Source organism: Hydrogenophaga sp., assembly GCF_036675665.1.
Lineage (GTDB): Bacteria > Pseudomonadota > Gammaproteobacteria > Burkholderiales > Burkholderiaceae_C > Hydrogenophaga.
This window is the reverse complement of sequence record NZ_JAKFEO010000010.1, coordinates 244161-262279: the sequence shown is the minus strand read 5'-3', so window position 1 is coordinate 262279 and position 18119 is coordinate 244161. Positions and strand designations below refer to the sequence as shown.

At 64.8% G+C, this 18119-nt stretch carries 17 protein-coding genes; 11 read left to right on the top strand and 6 right to left on the bottom strand.

The window, feature by feature from the left end; translation table 11 throughout:
- Window positions 1-79: 79 nt before the first annotated feature.
- From V6M63_RS07355 to V6M63_RS07325, 7 genes are all read left to right on the top strand, one after another.
- Entirely contained in the window at window positions 80-1822 is a 1743-nt protein-coding gene (locus tag V6M63_RS07355) for a DUF2341 domain-containing protein (RefSeq protein WP_332740934.1), read from the top strand.
- Between the two features lie 279 nt (window positions 1823-2101).
- Complete coding sequence (locus V6M63_RS07350) at window positions 2102-2512, top strand: ExbD/TolR family protein (protein ID WP_291080831.1); 411 nt, start codon at window positions 2102-2104, stop codon at window positions 2510-2512.
- Between the two features lie 112 nt (window positions 2513-2624).
- Window positions 2625-3284, top strand: a complete 660-nt coding sequence (locus tag V6M63_RS07345; RefSeq protein ID WP_332740933.1) for an energy transducer TonB family protein — start codon at window positions 2625-2627, stop codon at window positions 3282-3284.
- Between the two features lie 50 nt (window positions 3285-3334).
- Window positions 3335-4894: a putative porin gene (locus V6M63_RS07340; protein WP_332740932.1), complete on the top strand. Its 1560-nt coding sequence runs from the start codon at window positions 3335-3337 to the stop codon at window positions 4892-4894.
- Window positions 4881-5741: an ankyrin repeat domain-containing protein gene (locus V6M63_RS07335; protein WP_332740931.1), complete on the top strand. Its 861-nt coding sequence runs from the start codon at window positions 4881-4883 to the stop codon at window positions 5739-5741. Before V6M63_RS07340 ends, V6M63_RS07335 begins: the two co-directional genes overlap by 14 nt.
- Window positions 5741-6394, top strand: coding sequence for a hypothetical protein (locus V6M63_RS07330; RefSeq protein ID WP_332740930.1), 654 nt, complete (start codon window positions 5741-5743; stop codon window positions 6392-6394). The genes V6M63_RS07335 and V6M63_RS07330 overlap by 1 nt, the downstream gene beginning before the upstream one ends.
- A 70-nt stretch (window positions 6395-6464) precedes the next feature.
- Window positions 6465-7265 carry a DUF3047 domain-containing protein gene (locus V6M63_RS07325; protein ID WP_332740929.1) on the top strand — a complete coding sequence of 267 codons (801 nt, stop codon included), beginning with the start codon at window positions 6465-6467 and terminating at the stop codon, window positions 7263-7265.
- Window positions 7266-7289: 24 nt separating this feature from the next.
- Here the strand turns inward: V6M63_RS07325 and V6M63_RS07320 are convergent, their stop codons facing one another.
- From V6M63_RS07320 to V6M63_RS07310, 3 genes are all read right to left on the bottom strand, one after another.
- Window positions 7290-7544 (bottom strand): hypothetical protein, encoded by a 255-nt coding sequence (locus tag V6M63_RS07320; RefSeq protein WP_332740928.1) that lies wholly within the window; start codon window positions 7542-7544, stop codon window positions 7290-7292.
- Between the two features lie 242 nt (window positions 7545-7786).
- Entirely contained in the window at window positions 7787-9028 is a 1242-nt protein-coding gene (gene epsL / locus V6M63_RS07315; protein WP_332740927.1) for an XrtB/PEP-CTERM-associated polysaccharide biosynthesis outer membrane protein EpsL, read from the bottom strand.
- The gene (locus tag V6M63_RS07310; RefSeq protein WP_332740926.1) at window positions 9029-10411 is read right to left on the bottom strand and encodes an undecaprenyl-phosphate glucose phosphotransferase; all 1383 of its coding nucleotides are present in this window, start codon (window positions 10409-10411) and stop codon (window positions 9029-9031) included.
- Between the two features lie 324 nt (window positions 10412-10735).
- Between V6M63_RS07310 and V6M63_RS07305 the strand changes: the two genes are divergently transcribed.
- The 4 genes from V6M63_RS07305 (at window position 10736) to V6M63_RS07290 (ending at window position 14724) form a co-directional block, all read left to right on the top strand.
- The gene (locus V6M63_RS07305; RefSeq protein ID WP_332740925.1) at window positions 10736-12283 is read left to right on the top strand and encodes an alkaline phosphatase PhoX; all 1548 of its coding nucleotides are present in this window, start codon (window positions 10736-10738) and stop codon (window positions 12281-12283) included.
- Between the two features lie 26 nt (window positions 12284-12309).
- On the top strand, window positions 12310-12885 hold the full coding sequence (locus V6M63_RS07300; RefSeq protein ID WP_332740924.1) for a PEP-CTERM sorting domain-containing protein: 576 nt from the start codon (window positions 12310-12312) through the stop codon (window positions 12883-12885).
- A 177-nt stretch (window positions 12886-13062) separates the two neighbouring features.
- Window positions 13063-13734: a lamin tail domain-containing protein gene (locus tag V6M63_RS07295; protein WP_332740923.1), complete on the top strand. Its 672-nt coding sequence runs from the start codon at window positions 13063-13065 to the stop codon at window positions 13732-13734.
- 18 nt (window positions 13735-13752) lie between these two features.
- Window positions 13753-14724, top strand: a complete 972-nt coding sequence (locus V6M63_RS07290; protein ID WP_332740922.1) for an SdiA-regulated domain-containing protein — start codon at window positions 13753-13755, stop codon at window positions 14722-14724.
- Window positions 14725-14800: 76 nt separating this feature from the next.
- Here V6M63_RS07290 and V6M63_RS07285 read toward each other — a convergent pair whose 3' ends face one another.
- From V6M63_RS07285 to V6M63_RS07275, 3 genes are all read right to left on the bottom strand, one after another.
- Window positions 14801-15154, bottom strand: a complete 354-nt coding sequence (locus V6M63_RS07285) for a phosphatase PAP2 family protein (protein ID WP_162258083.1) — start codon at window positions 15152-15154, stop codon at window positions 14801-14803.
- 340 nt (window positions 15155-15494) lie between these two features.
- Window positions 15495-17054 (bottom strand): methyl-accepting chemotaxis protein, encoded by a 1560-nt coding sequence (locus V6M63_RS07280; protein WP_332740921.1) that lies wholly within the window; start codon window positions 17052-17054, stop codon window positions 15495-15497.
- Between the two features lie 245 nt (window positions 17055-17299).
- A complete protein-coding gene (locus V6M63_RS07275; protein WP_332740920.1) occupies window positions 17300-18109 on the bottom strand; it encodes a phosphodiesterase in 810 nt (269 codons plus the stop codon).
- Between the last annotated feature and the right edge of the window lie 10 nt (window positions 18110-18119).

The window sequence follows — 18119 nt, the reverse complement described above, 5'->3', positions numbered from 1 at the left end:
AACGCCACCGCCATCGTTCCTTCGTACCTTTCGTGCATGTCCCGCGCCGCGGGCGGCACGCCATCTTTTCTGTCTTCCCATGAAACGCTTTTTTGCTCTCGCTCTCTGCGTGTTGATGTTGCCGCTCTCTGCCCACGCCTGGTGGGATGAGGGCTGGACGATCCGCAAGAAGATCACGCTGGACACGCAGGCCGCCGGCATCACGGCCGAGGCCACGGGTGTGCCCGTGCTGGTGCGCCTGTCCACCGGCAACTTCGACTTCCTCGCCGCCAACGAGAACGGCTCCGACCTGCGTTTCGTGGCCGAGGACGACAAGACGGTGCTCGCGCACCACATCGAGCGCTTCGACAGCACGAATGAACTGGCCTTCGTGTGGGTGCAGGTGCCGCGCGTGGCCGGGAGCAGCGCCGTGCAGCACGTGTGGCTGTACTACGGCAACGAATCAGCGCAACCGGTGCCGGCATCGGGCCTGTACGACGCCGCGCAGTGGGCCGTGTACCACCTCAGCGACGCCAGCGGCCTGCCGCAAGACACCACCGCCGCCGGCCATCACGTGTCGGGTGGCACCGCCACCTTCGTGCCCAGTGGGCTGATCGGTGGATCGGCGCGGCTCAATGCCGACGGCGGTTTGCAGGTCGGCGACGCCACGTTGCAGGCGGCCACCGGCTTCACGTTTTCGGCCTGGATCAAGCCGGAGCGGGTCGACGGCGAGTTGCTGGCCTTTGGTGGCCTGATGCTCTCGCTTCGGGGCGGTGTGCCGGAGCTGAGCGCAGGCGGCACGGTGGCCCAGGGCGGGGCGCCACTGGCGCTGAATGCCTGGCGCCATGTGGCCGTGAGCTCTGGAACGAATGCCGTGCTGTACCTCGATGGCAAAGCCGTCGCCAATGTTGCAACCGCTTTTGTACCGGCGGGCGCCCTGCGCGTGGGCGCCGGCCTGGTGGGCGAGATCGACGAGGTGCAGATCTCCACCGAACAGCGCCCCGAGGCCTGGATCGCCGCGCAGGCAGACAGCCAGGGCCAGGCGGGCAAGTTGGTGCGCATGGGTGAGGAAGAGACCACCGAGCAGGGCGCACAGACCGGCTACTTCATGGCCACCATGAACAACCTCACCGTTGACGGCTGGGTGGTGGTGGTGATCTGCGTGTTCATGTTCTTCATCGCGATCTACATCATGTGGGCCAAGGCGGTGCTGCTGACGCGCCAGGACCGCAGCAATCCCCGCTTCACCGAGGCCTTTGACCAGCTCGCCACCCGCCTGCGCACGCTCGAAGGTGGCCCGTCGCTGCACGCCAGCCAGCTCGACCAGCTGGCCTCGCAGGGCGATCAGTACAAGGACTCGCCGCTGCACCGCATCTTCCAGGTGGGTGCGCGCGAACTCAAGTCGCGCTTTCATGCCGACGGCTCGCCGGGCGCCACGGTGGAACACGACGGCGTGGTGGCACCTTCGGTGGGCGAGCGCGCCATGCTCGCGGTGCGCTCCAGCCTGGACGCGCAGCTCACGCGCGAACGTCAGCGGCTCGACAAGGGCATGGTGATGCTCACCATCGCCATCTCGGGCGGCCCGTTCCTGGGCCTGCTGGGCACGGTGGTGGGCGTGATGATCACCTTCGCCGCCATCGCCGCGGCGGGCGACGTGAACGTGAACGCGATTGCGCCCGGCATTGCCGCCGCGCTGGTGGCCACGGTGGCCGGCCTGGGCGTGGCGATCCCCGCGCTGTTTGGCTACAACTACCTGCAGACGCGCATCAAGTCGATCTCCAACGACATGAACGTGTTCGTGGACGAGTTCGTGACCAAGATGGCCGAAACCTACGGCGATTAGGGCCTGTTCACACTGTTTTTCCAAGATGCGTTGCGGATCAAAAAGGCCATGCGCAAGGCGCGAAACGCAGCCGGGGCTTCCCCCCGGCCAGGCTTCGCAACGCCGCGCATGGCCTTTTTGGCTGCAACCCGAAGGGAATGGGCTGAAAACAGCGCCACTCTTCGTTGCACTCCCAGGCCAGACGCCCAGTCTGGCCGTCGTCGCGCGCCTTGATTGGCGCTGTTTTCAGCCCATTCGCACTTGCAAAAACAGTGTGAACAGACCCTAAGAAACACGAACATGTCCAAAGCCCAGGAAGACGGTGCGATCTACGACGACATCAACATCACCCCGATGCTGGACCTGTCGTATGTGCTGCTGGTCATTTTCATTCTCATGACGACAGCCTCGGTGCAAGGCATCAAGGTGAACCTGCCCAAAGCCAGCGACACCCCCAGCCTGGCCAAGCCGGCCACGCGCGCCATCACCATCACCGAGACCGGTGCGCTGTACCTCGACGCCTACCCCATGGCCACGCTGGCCGATCTGGAGGCGCGCCTGCTGCAGTTCAAGGCGGGCACGCCCGAGTTCCCGATCGTGGTCAAGGGCGACTCTGCCGTGCAATACGAGAAAGTGGTTGAAGTGCTCGACCTGCTCGGACGGCTCGAACTCAACCAGATCGGTCTGGTGACACAGCGACTCGTCAAATGAACACCCCCCCGCCGCGCTTCGCGCGACCCCCCCATGGGGGCGACACCCGCGGCCTGGCGGAGCCAGTTCCGCGGTGTCCCTGGTCCGAGTCATCTCGCTCGAGGGTGTGGCCGTGAACCAGAGATTCATGCGCTTGGCGGTCATGGTGCTGCTGGTGGCTGGCGTGATCGCGCTGGCGGTCTGGCTCTACCAGTGGCTGTCCAAACCCACCGAGCCGACGAAGAAGCGCACGGTGCAGGAGATCTCGCTGCTCAAGCCGCCGCCACCGCCACCCCCGCCCAAGACACAACCGCCTCCGCCCCCACCCGAGCAGAAGCAGGAAAAGATCGACGTGCCCAAGCCGGAAGCCGCACCCGATCAGCCTTCAGAGGCGCCACCACCAGGCCCGGACCTGGGCGTGGATGCCGCCGGCAGCGGTGGTGGAGACAACTTCGGCCTGGTGGGCAAACCGGGCGGTGGCGACCTGATCGGCAGCGGTGGAGGTGGTGGCGGCAACCGCTTCGCCTGGTACGGCGCGCTGGTGAAGGACCGCATCAGCGACGCCGTGCAGCGCGACAAGAAGTTGCGCGAAGCCGCCGAGTACCAGCGCGTGGTCAATGTGTGGGTCAACAGCAGTGGTCTGGTCACCCGGGTCGAGCTGGTGGGTACCAGCGACAAACCCGAACTCGACGAGGCGCTGCGCCTGGCCCTGCGCAACCTCCCGCCCGTGCGCGAGGGCGCACCGGGCGACATGCCACAACCGATTCGACTGCGCATCTCCACCCGCTCCTGACACACGCGGTCCAGCGTTCCATTCAAACACCGCCCCTTGCGAGACATCCCATGAAACGACCTTTGCACCACGCCATGCGCCAAGTGACCCTGGCGGCCCTGATCACCGTTGGCCTCGGTGCAGCCCAGGCCGACGAGCGAGAAGACCTCGAGACGCTCAAGCAGACCACGATCAACCTCATCCAGGCGCTGGTGCAGCAAGGCGTGTTGCCGGCCGACAAGGCCGATGCGCTGGTCAAACAAGCCGAGGCCAAGGCCAAGGCGTCGGTGGCCGAGGCCAAGAAGACCGAGCAGTCCACGGTGCGCGTGCAATTCGTGCCCGAGTCCGTGCGCAAGCAGATCGCCGACGAGGTGCGCGAAGAGGTGGTGGCGCAGGCCAAGGCCGAGCGCTGGGGCGACGTGAACGCGGTGCCCGAGTGGGTGGACCGCTTCAAGTTCGAGGGCGACCTGCGCTTGGGTCTGCAGCGCGACATGTTCTCCGAATCCAATGCGCCCGAGGTGTTCTTCCAGGTGCAGGGCCAGGACATCGACAACACCATCGAAGACCGCGACCGTGCCCGCCTGCGTGCCCGCTTCGGGTTCACCGCGCGTGTCACCCCCGACATCACGGCCGGCTTGCGACTGGCCACCGGCAGCCAGTTCGAACCGGTGTCGACCAACCAGACACTGGGCAACTTCAACAACAAGTCCAACTTCTCGCTCGATCGCGCTTTCCTCAAGGGCCGCTCACAGGACTTCCTGCCGTGGCTGACCACCACGGCCGGGCGCATGCCCAATCCGTTCTTCAGCACCGATCTGGTGTGGGACGACGATCTGAACTTCGACGGCCTGGCTCTGCAGTACGAAGACCCCACGGCGGCGGCCCGGGTCTGGCGGCCGTTTGCCACACTCGGCGTGTTCCCGTTGCAGGAGGTGCAGCGCTCGCTCAGCAACGAGGCCAGGAGCAAGTGGCTGATCGGTGCGCAGGGCGGTGTGGAATGGGTGCCCAGCAACGACCTGCGGGCCAAGGTGGGGCTGGGCGTGTACGACTACCGCAACATCAGCGGTGTGCGCAATGCCTTCAACAGCACCACCACCAACGAGACCGCGCCCGACTACCGGCAGAAGGGCAACACGCTCTTCAACATCGACAACGACGGCGATCCCAACACCAATCTGTATGGCCTGGCTGCCGACTACCAGGTGCTCAACCTCACCGGCGCGGTGGACTTCAACCTCTACAACCCGGTTCACCTGATCGTCAGTGGCGACTATGTGCGCAACATCGGCTTCAGCAGCAGCAAGGCGCTCGCGCGCTCCGGTCTGAACGTGACGCCGCAGACCACCGGCTACATGGTGCGCGTCGCGGTGGGCATGCCCGCCATGCTGCTCAAGAACGACTGGCAGCTCTCGCTGGCCTACCGCTACCTGGAAGCCGATGCCACGCTGGACGCCTTCAACGATTCCGACTTCCACCTGGGCGGCACCAACAGCAAGGGCTTCATCGTGGGTGCGCAGTACGGCCTGAGCCGCAACACCTGGATCAATGCACGCTGGCTCTCCAGCCGCGAGATCAGGGGTCTGCCCTTGTCGATCAACACCATGCAGGTGTACCTCAATGCGAAGTTCTGACCTGGTGACCCCCATCGGGCGGGCATGGCTTGTCGGCGCGGTGTGTGTCGCTCTGGTGGGCTGCGCGCGGCACGGGGCCGAGCAGCTCGCGCTGCGGGACCGCATCGAGCAGGGGGGGCTCATGCCCGAAGACAGCGTGCGCTTTCACGCTTCGGAGCGCGAGCGCCAGGCGGTGGTGGCCAGCGCGAGCGACCCGGTGGTTCGTCTGGCCAGCAGGCTCGACCAGCAACTCATCGACGCAGCCGGCCGTGCCGACGTGGTGGCCCTGCGCCAGCTCGTCAAGGACGGCGCGCAGGTGAATGCGGTGGACGAGTGGGGCAACACGGCCCTGTTGCTGGCCGCGCGTGAAGGTGATGTGGAGACCGCGCGTGCGCTGCTGCGCGCGGGCGCCGATGTGGACGGACGCGGTGGACCGCTCACGCCGCTGGGTCAAGCAGCGCTGCGCGGCCACACGCACATGGTGCGGCTGCTGCTGCGATCCGGTGCGCAGGTGGACGCGAGCGGACTGAACGAACACACGCCCCTGATGAACGCGGCCAAGCTCAACCACCCCGAGGTGGTCGGCTTGCTGCTCAAGGCGGGCGCGAGCACGCAGGTGAAGGACCGCACCGGTGCCGGCCTGCTGCTGGTGACCATCAACGACAACCTGCCGGAGGTGCTGGCGGTGTTGCTCCGCCATGGGCTGGATCCGAACCAGCCAGACGCCGATGGCCTCGTGCCCTTGTACTGGGCCCACCAGCTCAAGCGCGAAGCACTGGCCGCACAGCTTGTGAAAGCAGGTGCCCAGGACGATCTGAAGCGGCAGACCTTGCGTGCCAGTCGCCCCTACCCCAAGGAGGATTTCTGATGTTGCCCACCTTTCTGCGTGCCTCCCTGCTTGCAGTGCTCCTGGTCAGCCTGACCTCCCCCTCGATGGCGCAGGAAGACAAACGGGCCAGCCGCGAGCGCGAGGCTTTGCGCCGCGCCCAGCAGCAGGTGCAAAAGTCGGCCCAGGACCTGAGTGCGCTGCAGCAGAAGTTCGACGCAGCGGAGCAGGAGCGCGCCAAACTGACCGAGGAGGTGGGTGGCGCACAGAGCCGCGCACAAAACGAATCCGCAAGAGCCCAGCGCTTGCAGCGCGACCTGCAGACCGCGATCAGCGAGCGCGATGCACTGCAGGCGCGCAACGCCGAGCAGGAGCGCAAGCTGCAGGAACTCACCGCCAAGCTCGCGCAACTGGATCGCGACCTGGCCAGCGCACGGCAACGTGGCCAGCAGCTCGACACCCAGGGCGCCGGGTTGCGCGAGCAGGTGGCGGCCTGCGAGGGGCGCAACACGCAGCTCTACGCCACGGGCCGTTCGCTGATCGAACAATGCCGCGACCGCAGCGCCAGGGACACCGTTCTGCGCCTGGAACCTTTCACCGGCATGGGTCGCGTGGGCATCGAGAACATGCTGGAGACACACCGCGACAAGCTCGACGAGCACAAGACGCCGGCCGCCAGCCGCGCCGCCCCCTGAGACCTGCCAGCCCATGCATGGCACACCAGCTTCCGTGATGCGTATGCGGTGCCTGCGGTGGATGCCTGCCTTGGCGCTCATCCTGCTGACCGGTTGTGCGTCGTTGTCGAACGAAGATCTGGAAGAGGCCGATGAAGCCGCGCAACATGCCCTGCGGGAAGCCGAGGCCGCGGAACTGGCCGGATCGGCCTGGGCCAAGGCCAGCCAGAGCCTGGGCGGCGACGCCACGGGCACCTGGGTGCACCGACGCTTTGGCAACCACAGGCCGACCCGCTACCTGCCCACGGTGCACCAGGGTCGGCTGGCGGTGCATGCGCAGAGCGATGCGGGCAACAGCACCTTGCGCCTTCGCCTGCCCGCTGACGGCCAACCCGCATCTGCTCGACTGGCGTTTTCGTGGTTCGTTCCGGCGCTCAACGAACGGGCCGATCTGCGAGACCAGGACATCGACGATGCGGTGGTGCGGGTGATCGTCACCTTCGATGGCGACCGTGACCGCCTGAGCGTGCGTGACAACATGCTCTCGGAGCTGGCGAACCTGGTCACCGGCGAACCCCTGCCGTTTGCCACGCTCATGTACGTGTGGGATCACCGATACCCCGTGGGCAGCGTGATTCCCAACCCCCACACCCAGCGCATCCGCAAGCTGGTGATCGACTCGGGGCCGCGACGGCTCAACCAGTGGGTCGACCACGAACGCGACATCGAGGCCGACTACCGTCTGGTGTTTGGCGAGCCGCCAGGCCCCGTGACGGCGATGGGAGTGATGACCGACTCCAACAACACCGGTGAGCGGGTCAGTGCCTGGTTCGGTCCGTTGGTGCTGTCGCCACTTCGCTCTGACGCCGGGGTGGCAGCTCGACGGGACTGAATGGAGCTCACCCGGCCCGCAGGTTCATGCGCTGTGAAGTTCCGCAGCCTGCACCGACAGATCCAGCAACCGACCTTTGCTGCTGTAGTAACGGTCCAGTCGCCACTCAGACAGAACCTCAAGCGCCAGTTCGAACTGCGAGTAGTTCAAGGTGTAGAGCTGGTTCAGGGGAAATGCCTGGTTGGATTCCAGCGCAATCACCAGCGCTGAAAGCACTTTGGCGCTGGGGCTGTCGGGGTTGGTGTGAATGAGTTTGCGGACTTTCTTGACAGCAAGCATGGGGGCTCCTCTGAGAACAAGGGGGGGACCAAGGGGGGACGCATTGTGCGGAACGGCTGCTCCTGCCTCCCTGTTTGTATGCTAACCGGGTAAACCCTTACCAGTACCCGCTCTGGACGACCGGTTCTTGCGGTGCCGTGCGTCAGAAAGAGGTCAGATCAACAGTTGGAAAGCTGCCCAACGCCAGTCGAGAAGTGACCGGATGTGGGGGAGACGTCAAGCCATGTACGACGACGGGTGGTTCACTGGTTCGTGAAGACGCTCATACCCACCACGGCTTGCGTGCTCGAAAACGCCAGCCCGGGCCGGTTGCTGCGGCGTTGCGTGTGCTGCACCGAGGCGTTGAGTGCGATGTTGCGGGTGGCGTTCCAGCGCAGGCCCAGCGACGCGTCGCGGGTGGTGTCGCGCTGAGGGTCGGGGAGTTGCCCGGGTGGTGGGCCCAGGAACCGGCGGCGCGACTCGCTCACACTGGCTTGCAGGCTGGTTCGTGCCGCGATCTGCCAGACGTGGGAAGCGGTGATGCGGTCGGTGCGTGCGTGGCTGGCGTTGGTGGTCTGGTAGCTCGACAGATCGGAGGCCCACTGCAGCGTCCATTGGGTCTTGGCGGTGGCGGCCCAGCGCAGCGACAGCGCCGAGTTGGTGCCGCTGTAGTCGCGGGTGGCCAGGCGTGCGTGCGTGCGATCGATTCGCACCAGGCTGAGGTCGGCGGTGGTCTTCTCGCTGAGCAGCCACCGGATGTCGAGCGCCTGCTCGCGTTGATGGAAATCCGGGTCGCTCAGCGGGGCGGGAAGCGTCGCGCCAGTGGTGGTGTTGCCGCTGCCGTTTCGCAGCCTCGCGGTGACCGAGCTGCCAGAGCGCGCGTCAAATCGCAGCCCCACATTGGCCGATCTGGACACATAGCTGTCTTCCCCGACCAGGGGTTGCTCGTTCTGGTTGCGTGTGCTCTGGACGCCCGCCACCAGTCGCCAGACGCCGTCCAGCTCGTAGAGCGCATCGAAGCCCTCGTGGCGGCGAACGCGTTGGTTGCCGCGCGTGAGGACGCTGGTGTCATCAAAGCTGTTGACGCTTTCATCGCGTTCGGCGGTCAGGGTCCCGCGAAAGCGCGGCGTGAGTGCCCAGCGCCAGGTGACGTCGTAGTTGGTGGCGAGCAGGTCCAGGCGGCTGTAGGTGCGGTAGCGGTAGTCCATCAGGCTGACATCCAGCTCCAGTCGCTGAAGGCTGTGGTTGTGCGCATAGCTCATGCCCAGCGTGCCGATGCCGACACTCTCGGCCGCGCTGGGGCGTCCCAGCACGGTCTGCGGATCCACCCCGTCGGGCAGGCGAAAGAGGTTGTCGTCGCGCTGCAGCGAATAGCCCGCCCGAAGGGTCAGGCCATCGGCTTCCTGGGCGGTGGCGGTGCCCGGGACGCCGCAGGCCAGCAGTGCGGGTACCCAGATGGTCCGGCAGATCCCGAGCGGCCGAAGGCGATGCGGGAGGTGTTTCATTCAATAGGCCTGCTGGTCGCGGAACACCAGGCGGATGGTCTTGAGGATGATCAACACGTCGAGCTTGAGCGACCAGTTGCGCAGGTAGTCGAGGTCGCGCTCGATGCGCCCCTCCATCTTTTCCAGGGTGTCGGTCTCGCCCCGAAATCCGTTGACCTGGGCCCAGCCGGTGATGCCCGGCCTGACCTTGTGACGCACCATGTAACCCTTGATGAGCTTGCGGTAGAGCTCGTTGTGCGCCACGGCGTGCGGGCGCGGCCCCACGATGCTCATGCGTCCCTGCAGCACGTTGATGAACTGGGGCAGTTCGTCGAGCGAGGTCTTGCGCAGGACGGCGCCCAGGGCGGTGATGCGCTTGTCGTCGCGTTGCGCCTGGCGGACTTCGAGGCCGTCTTCGGCCACGGTCATCGACCGGAACTTGTAGACAACGATCTCTTCACCGTCCTGGCCGTAGCGGCGCTGCCTGAAGATCACGGGCCCGGGCGAGCCGAGCTTGACCGCGGCTGCGATCGCCAGCAGCAGCGGCGCCAGTGCCAGCAGGATGAACGAGGAGAGCACCACATCGCTGCCTCGTTTGAGCGCGCCGTTGATTCCGTGAAAGGGTGTGTCGCAGACCGAGATGACGGGTACGCCACACAGCACGGTGGGCTTGCTCTGAATGAGGTCCGTGACGAACATGTCGGGCACGAAGTAGATCGACACCGTGGTGTCCTTGAGGTCATCGAGAATCTTCAGGATGCGTGGCTGCGAGGCCATGGGCAGCGAGATGTAGATCAGGTTGATGCGTTGGCTGTTGATCACTTCGACCAGGTGATCGAAGCGGCCCAGCAGGGTGAACCGATCGCCTGCCTCCAACCGCTCGCGACTGCGGTCGTCCACGAAGCCGACCACCTCGATGTTGTTGAATCGTGTGGCCGCGAGGTTGCTGGCGAGTGCCAGACCCTGGTGGTTCATCCCGACCACGAGTGCACGCTCCGAAGGACCCTGCAGGCGCACCAGCGTCGGTGCCTTCCAGCGCAGCAGCATCCAGGCCGCGAAGTCGACCACGGGCGTGACGGCCAACCAGGTGAGGATCACGTCCAGCGGGAAGATGCGCACATAGCCGGTCACCCAGCCGGCGGCAAACAGCAGGCCCATCGTCGTGCCCCAACTGAGCAGCAGGTCGACGAACGTGGCCTGTGCCGACAGGGTGAGGCGTGATGGTCCGGGATAGGTGAGAGCGAACACCGCCAGACCGAGCAGGAAATACTCCGTGTGGATGCCTCCGTCCATGCCCATGGCCAGCGCCCAAAGGCAGCTCACGCCCACCAGGGGACTCAGCGATGTCTCGAGCGCGTGCAACAGGCTGCCCCGGCTGGACGCGCCCTGTGCGCTGCGTGCCATGGTGCCGGAGGGGGGAGCTGAGGAAGTTGTGTGGTTCAAGGGCGCTCCCTCGGTACAGCGGACGTTCGCAACGGGCGGGAATGCAGGTGTCTGTCGTCGACGACGGCCGGATCGGAGCAGGCAGTTTGAAGGCCGTATGTGACACCTTGAATTCGGTCGCATGAATGCTGGCTGGTGATGGGCGCTCCGGCATGAGCCGATCGGCTCATGCAATGTGAAACGCTGTCAAAGAGCAGGTCCAAACGTCAGCGGGCATGTCACTGCAGTTTCAACACACCAAAGCAAGCTTGTGGCTGTCTTCAACCCACAGAAAGAGTCAGCCCCATGTCCGACCAAACACCCGAACTTTCCCGTCGCAATCTGCTGATCGGCGGAGGCGCTGCGGCCATCACCGCAGCGTTCACCGGTCCCGTCACCGCGATGGCCAACACCATCGACCAAGGCTACGGCGCCAACTGCGCGCCGGCCGATGCTTCCTCACTGATGGCCAGCCCCTACGGCCCCACGGCGCCGGTGAAAGACCTGACCACCGGCCTGCCCCTGATCGAGCTGCCGGCTGGCTTCACCTACAAGAGCTATGGCTGGCGCGGCGACATCATGAGCGACGGCTTGCCAACGCCGGGTGCGCACGACGGCATGGGTGTGGTGGTGTCTCGCCGTGTGGGTCGCAGCAACGAGATCATCCTTGTGCGCAACCACGAGCAGTCGTTGTCCACCAACGTGAACAACGTCATCGGCAACGACCGCGCCAACGTGGCCAAGTACGACACCGGCCTCACGGGCGGCAGCTACCAGATCGGTGGCAACACCAACCTGGTGTTCCGCGATGGCAACTGGGTGGAGAGCTACGCATCTTTCGGCGGTATCTACCGCCCCTGCGCAGGCGGTTCGTCGAGCTGGGGCAGCTGGCTCAGCAACGAGGAAATCGGCAGCAACAACATCAGCTCCACCGGCAAGAAGCACGGCTACATCTTCGAGATTCCGGCCGACACCAGCCAGAACGCGGCCAACGTGAACCCCATCATCGACATGGGACGCATGGCGCACGAGGCCAGTGCCCTCGACCTCGACACCGGATACTGGTATCTCACCGAAGACGCGGGCAACGCGAACACCTTGTACCGTTTCCTGCCCAACAACATCAACGGTGGCCTGGGCTCGCTGCACGAAGGAGGTCGCTTGCAAGGTCTGGCCGTGACCGGTCAGCCTGGCGCCGATCTGCGCTTCCCCACGCTGTGCCAGGAATTCCAGTGCGAGTGGGTTGAAGTGGCCGATCCCGATGCGGACCGCGCGTCCATCACCACCACCGTCAGTACCGTCACCGGCAGCGGCCCGTTTCGCGGCGCCTATGCCAACGGTGGCGCCATCTTCGGTGCCAACGAAGGCTGCTGGGTTGCCAACGGCGTAGTGTTCTTCACCGACAAGGCCACCGGCTCTGCCACCGCCACGACACCGGCGCGCGCCGGCGTGATCTGGTCGCTGGACCTGGCCACCATGGTGCTCAAGGCCATCTTCGTGAGCCGCGATCGTGTGGTGGGCAACTCGCCCGACAACATCTGCATCAGCCCACGCGGCGGCTTGCTGTTCAACGAAGACGGCGGCGACGGCAGCCCCACCAGCGCCCCCATCGCGTCGCAACACCTCAAGGTGCTGGCGCCCAACGGCCGCAGCTACATCTTCGCCAAGAACAACTACAACTTCACGCGCGCCCAGCTCGACGCGGTGGGCAAGACGGGTGCCAACAGCGGCAACCAGCTCAACACCGAATGGGCCGGCAGCGTGTTCAGCCCCGATGGCCGTGTGCTGTTCGTGAACATCTACACCGGCGTCACGCTGGCCATCACCGGCCCGTGGAGCAAGGGCACCCTTTGAACCATCTCAACAGAAGACCGACCACCATGAACAAACACCTTCTCGCCCTGGTTGCGGCAGCCTCGCTGGCTGGCCTTGCTCCCGCCCAAGCCGCCACCTTCACCGGTGTCGTCGGCAGCACCTCAGCCGGCGTTGCAGACTTCAGCACCGATGGCCTGATCTCCTTCGACATCGACTTCTCGTCGCTCACATCGGCCACGCTGGGCTACACGATTGACGCGGCCGATGTGCTGAGCGGCCTGTCCTTCAACGCTGTGCTGCGCAACTACACGGGTGGGGGCATCGACCGCTACACATTCGGCCTGAGCTCGGGCAGCTTCGGCAACCTGGGCACCGTGACGCGGCAGTTCGGTTACAGCAGCAACATTGCGTTCAACGGCGCAGATGCCATCGTGACGTTTTCGCCACTGGAGTTTTTGGACGTAGAAATCGGTGACCCGCTCGGCAATGGTGGTGTGAACTGGACCATTGCGGGTCTGAATGTGGGCGACAGCCTGAACATCACCGTGACGTCGGCCGTGCCGGAGCCCGAGACCCTGGCCATGCTGCTCAGCGGCCTGGGCATGGTGGGCTGGATCACGCGCCGCCGCCGCCAGGGCTGAGTTCAGCGCCCGGGCGCCTTGCGCACGCGTTGGCCGTCGGCCTTCCTCGGGAATGATCCATTCGGACCATTCCACCGAGGGAACTCTTTCAAACCGCCGTTGCACTCCCCGCCTAGTCTAGGCAGGCCGTGCACGGCGGCGTCGCCATTTCATTCCACCACCTTTTCAAGGGTCACCATGTCGCTGCGTTCCTCACTCTCCCTGTCCGCCCTGTTGTCTGCGCTTGTCCTCACGGCCACTGCCGCCACGGCACAAGTCCGCATCACCGAAGTCGCGCCCTGGAGCAGCGGCAACTCCGTGGTGTCAGCCGACTGGTTCGAACTGACCAACTTTGGCACTTCCGCTGTCGACATCACCGGCTGGAAAGTGGACGACAACTCGAATGCATTTGGCTCGGCGCTGGCGCTGACCGGTGTGTCCAGCATCGGTGCAGGCCAGTCGGTGATCTTCATCGAAGGCAGCGCGGCGACCGCCGGCAGCTTCCTGAGCAACTGGTTCGGTTCCCCATCCTTTGCAGGCGTGGTGGTCGGCACCTACAGCGGTTCTGGCATTGGTTTTGGCACTGGTGGCGACGCGGTGAACATCTTCAACGCAGCGGGCGCACTTCAAGCCCGTGTTGACTTCGGTGCATCCGACGCCTCGTCGCCCTATCAGACGTTCGACAACTCGGCTGGCTTGAACAACGTGACCTTGGGCACGCTCAGCACGGCGGGTGTCAATGGCGCGTTTGTGATCGCTTCGGGCCTCGAGATCGGCTCGCCCTCCCTGGTCCCCGAACCCGAAACCTACGCCATGTTGCTCGCTGGCCTGGGCCTGATGGGTGCAGCCATCCGCCGCCGCCAGGCTTGAGCGTCACCGGGAACTGCCATGAAACTGATTTCAACCCTGTTGGCCGCGTCCTGCGCGCTCGGCTTCAATGCATTTGCGGCCACCAGCATCAATCTGTCGGCCTACCAGGTCACAGGCAACTACACGCTGGACGCCAACCCGGGCAACGGCGTGTCGGGCCTGGAAGCCTCTGCCATCACGTTCGCCCGCGATCGCGGTACCAACGGTACGCTGTTCTTCGTGGGCGATGAAGGCACCGGCGTGGTCGAGATTTCTCTCACTGGCCAGACGCTGAGCAGCATGTCGTTCAGTGGCGGCACCAACCTCGGCTGGCCCACCACCAGCACCAACCGCGACTCCGAAGGCCTGACCTACCTGGGCAACGGCGTTCTGGTGGTGGCCGAAGAGCGCCTGCAGGATGCTTTCAGATTCACCTACGTGGCGGGTGGCAGCGCCAATCTGGCCACCGCGCCGTCGGCCTCGATCGGCAGCGGCAGTGTGGGCAACAACGGTCTTGAAGGCCTTTCGTACGATGCCCGCGACGGCAGCTTTGTGTCTGTGAAGCAGGCCCTGCCCCAGGCCGTGCTGGGCGGCACACTGGACTTCACCACCGGTGCGTCCACCATGGGTGCCTTGTTTGATCCGGCGCTGCTGGGCGTGACCAGCCTGTCCGATGTGCAGACACTCTCACCTGTCTCGGCACTGGCGGGCACCGACGGCGCCGACAACCTGCTGATCCTGAGCCTGGATTCGCGCAGGCTGCTGGAAGTGACACGAAGCGGGCAGGTGCTGAGCAGCCTGAACTTGGCGGGCATCACCAGCCAGGCCATCGAAGGCGTGACGGTCGACGATCTGGGCAACCTGTACCTGGTGGCCGAGGACTCCGGCACAGCCAACTCGCGCCTGTTCGTGCTGGCAGCACCCGTGCCGGAGCCCGAGACGTACGCCATGCTGTTGGCAGGCCTGCTCCTGATGGGTGCCACGACGCAGCGCCGACGCAGCAAGAAGTGACAGCTCCGCGCCGGTGAGCGGTTGTCGATTGACCGGTGGGAGGCGCATTGTGTTTCCCGCCGGCCCCGCCGAACGATCACAACCAGTGGCTCGTTCCCCAGCCAAATGCCATGCCCATCAACAGGCCGGCGACCACGTCCGAAGGAAAATGAGCACCGGCATGAACGCGGGCCCAGCCCGTGAGCACCGCGATCACAGGTATCAACACCAGCTCGGAGCCGACGCCCACCCACGGCATCAGGGCTCCCGCCACACAGCCCATGACGGCTGCATGGGTGCTGGGCATGCCGCCCCGGTCCGAATGGCCCAGGTGGTTGTCGCACAGACCGACGGCAAAAGGGCGCTTCGCGCACCACCGTTTTGAAGCACGTTTGACCAGCAGTTGCAGCACGCCAGCACTCAACAGGGCGGTCAGCACGGGTGGGAGCATGTGGTCTCTGAAGGCGAGGGTTGCGCTGATCACGGCCAGCAAGGGCACCCAACTCCAGCGCGCGAACTGGATCGCAAGGTGCAGCCGTTTTGGTCGATCCGGCCGGCCGGCCCCTATCCACCGAAAGCACCTGATATCCAGGTTCAGCAAGGTCACAGCCGGTGCGGGGAGTGCATAGGGTGTCGGGTTCTGCATGCAGCAGAGCGTGCCGGTGCCCTGTGACCAAGACGTGAATCAGGCGAGATTCCTTCGCATTTATGGGTCGCGCGTGGTTTGAAGGCCGTGCAGAAGAATCCCACTCATCCGCGGGTCTCCCTCAAAGCATTCGAACGGATGCAGGTCAACTTGCAACGGCTGAAAAACGGCCCATGGTTGCCGAGAGCCGAGTGGCTTGATCCTGCATGCTTTGCGCAGCGGCCGCGCTTTCTTGAACCAATGCCGCGTTCTGGTGCGTGATCTTGTCCAACTGGCTGACCGCTGTGTTGACATGCCCGATGCCATCGCTCTGCTCTGATGCAGCAGCGGTGATCTCGCCAATCATGTCCGAGACACGCTGCACCGAACCGACGATCTCGCTCATCGTCAGCCCAGCGTCTGCAACCAACTTGCTGCCGGCCTCCACTTTGTCCACGCTCGCCCCGATCAGCTCCTTGATCTCCTTGGCCGCCTGTGCGCTGCGCTGCGCGAGGTTGCGCACTTCTCCAGCCACGACGGCGAAGCCGCGACCCTGCTCGCCGGCACGCGCCGCTTCCACCGCCGCGTTCAAGGCAAGGATGTTGGTCTGAAAGGCGATGCCATCGATGACGCCGATGATGTCGCTGATCTTCTTGCTGCTGTGATTGATCTCGTCCATGGTGGCAACCACTTGTCCCACCACCCGACCACCGCGCGCGGCGATCGCCGCCGCGCTGGACGCCAGTTCATTGGCCTGTCGTGCGGCATCGGCGCTCTGGCGCACCGTGCTGGTGAGCTTCTCCATGCTGGCGGAGGTTTGCTGCAGGCTGGTTGCCGACTGCACCGTGCGAGCACTCAGGTCCTGGTTGCCCGTTGCAATTTCCAGCGACGCCGCATTGATGCTCTGCACGCCATCACGAATTTCCGTCACGAGCATTCCGAGGTTGTCCTGCATGCGCTGAATGCCGCCGAGGACGCGACCCATCTCATCCGAGCCTCCAGAGCTCACCCGCGTGCCGAGATCACCCTCAGCCACTCGTTCAATGGCTGCGGCAGCCGCACCTAGCGGCAGGATGATGCGATGACCGATGGCGTACCCCAGCACCAGCATCACGGAAAGTGATGCGACCGACACCAGAAGCGTGAGTTGAATCGCGCTTTTCTGAATCGTCGACAACTGGGTTGTCGTCACTGCCACGCGCGCTGACACCTTGTTGCTGATGGTGCTCAGCGCCTCATCGATGGAGCGCACCTGCACCAAGGCAGGTTCAAGTGCCTGGTTGGCTCGCCAAGGGTCATTCACCTCACCTCGGGTGATACCCACATGGATGGATTCAACAACTTTCGAATAGCCCGCCAACGCGGCGATCAAATCATCGGTCAGCTGCCGCTCTTCGGAGCTCAGCAGGGGGCGAAGGTCTTCAACTCGTTGAGCTCCCAGGGCAACTTGTTCGCGCCACAGTTTGTGATCGTGGTTCAGTGCTTCCTCATCTGCGAGGTTGAGGAACATGTCTTTTTCAAGATGGCGCATATTCCCCACGTTCGCGCGCAGGTCACCCAACACCTGCACGGTTGAGACCTCCTGTTGTGCGAGCTGTTCACCTGCACCGACGGCCTGCTGGAGGCCGCGCAGCGCGGTGATGGCAATGACGGCGATGCCCAGCGCGCATGCGCCGACCAACAGGATGAGCTTGGCTCGCGTGGAGATGTGTGAGATCCAGTTCATGGTGAAGGGTCGGTGAGGTTTGGGGTTCAACAATTGACGGCTTGGTTTGGATATCGACTCGAACCACAACATCTTGAGTTTTGATGATCTGGTTGAAGTGCCTGAAGTCACCGGCTGGCATGGACTTTAGGCTATGAAATTGATAGCTTTCATGAAGTTTTCATGACACTCTCACGCGCTCGTTGCCGGCGACGGTGACCAGAAGATTTCGCGACCCGAACAATCGGCCTGACAGGTCCTTGCGATCAAGCGTAAAGCTCTGAAGGGCCGTACTCACCCACGGTGACCCCATGTGTAACCACCGTTCCTCCCACGATTGCGTGCAGCGCATACCCGGGGGGCTCGCGTCGGTAGGCGGGTGGTCCATCTGCGCGCAGATCGAGCACGATCTGGTGCGCCGTGGACGGCACCGTCATGGCAATCGTTCCACCAAAGCGCCGAACGATGGGGCGGTGCAGGTGTCCGCAAATCACGCGCTCGACCTGCGGGTGTCGGCGCAGCACGTCGGCCAAGGCATCGGATCCTTGCCGAAGTCCGATGCCGTCCATGTGCCCGATGCCGGTGGCAAACGGTGGGTGATGCATGGCCACGATCGTGGGCTGTTGCGGCTCCAGGCCCAACGTACGGTCCAGCCAGGCGAGGCGGTGTTCGCACAGCGAGCCGTGGGCCGCGCCCGCGACCGCCGTGTCCAGCGCGATGAGGCGCATGCCAGCCACCTCGCGCACCCACAGCACGTAGGGCGATAGCGCCTCATCGTTCACGGGCCTCAGCTCCGCGTGGTCCGCAAAGGCCAGCCGCAGCGCTTCGACCGAGTCGTGGTTGCCGGGCATCAGCCAGACAGGGCAGGTCAGCGGCGCCAGCAGTCGCTGAAGGTGCGCGTACTCGTCGGCGCTGCCCCGATCGACCAGGTCGCCGGTGAGCACCACGGCAGTGGCCGGCGGTTGAAGGGCTCGCACACTCGCCACGGCGCTGGCCAGCAGAGCGGGGGTGTCGATGCGGTCCATGAGCAGGCGCCCGGGCGCGACGATGTGGGGGTCTGACAGTTGCACAAGCACGGTGGTGTTC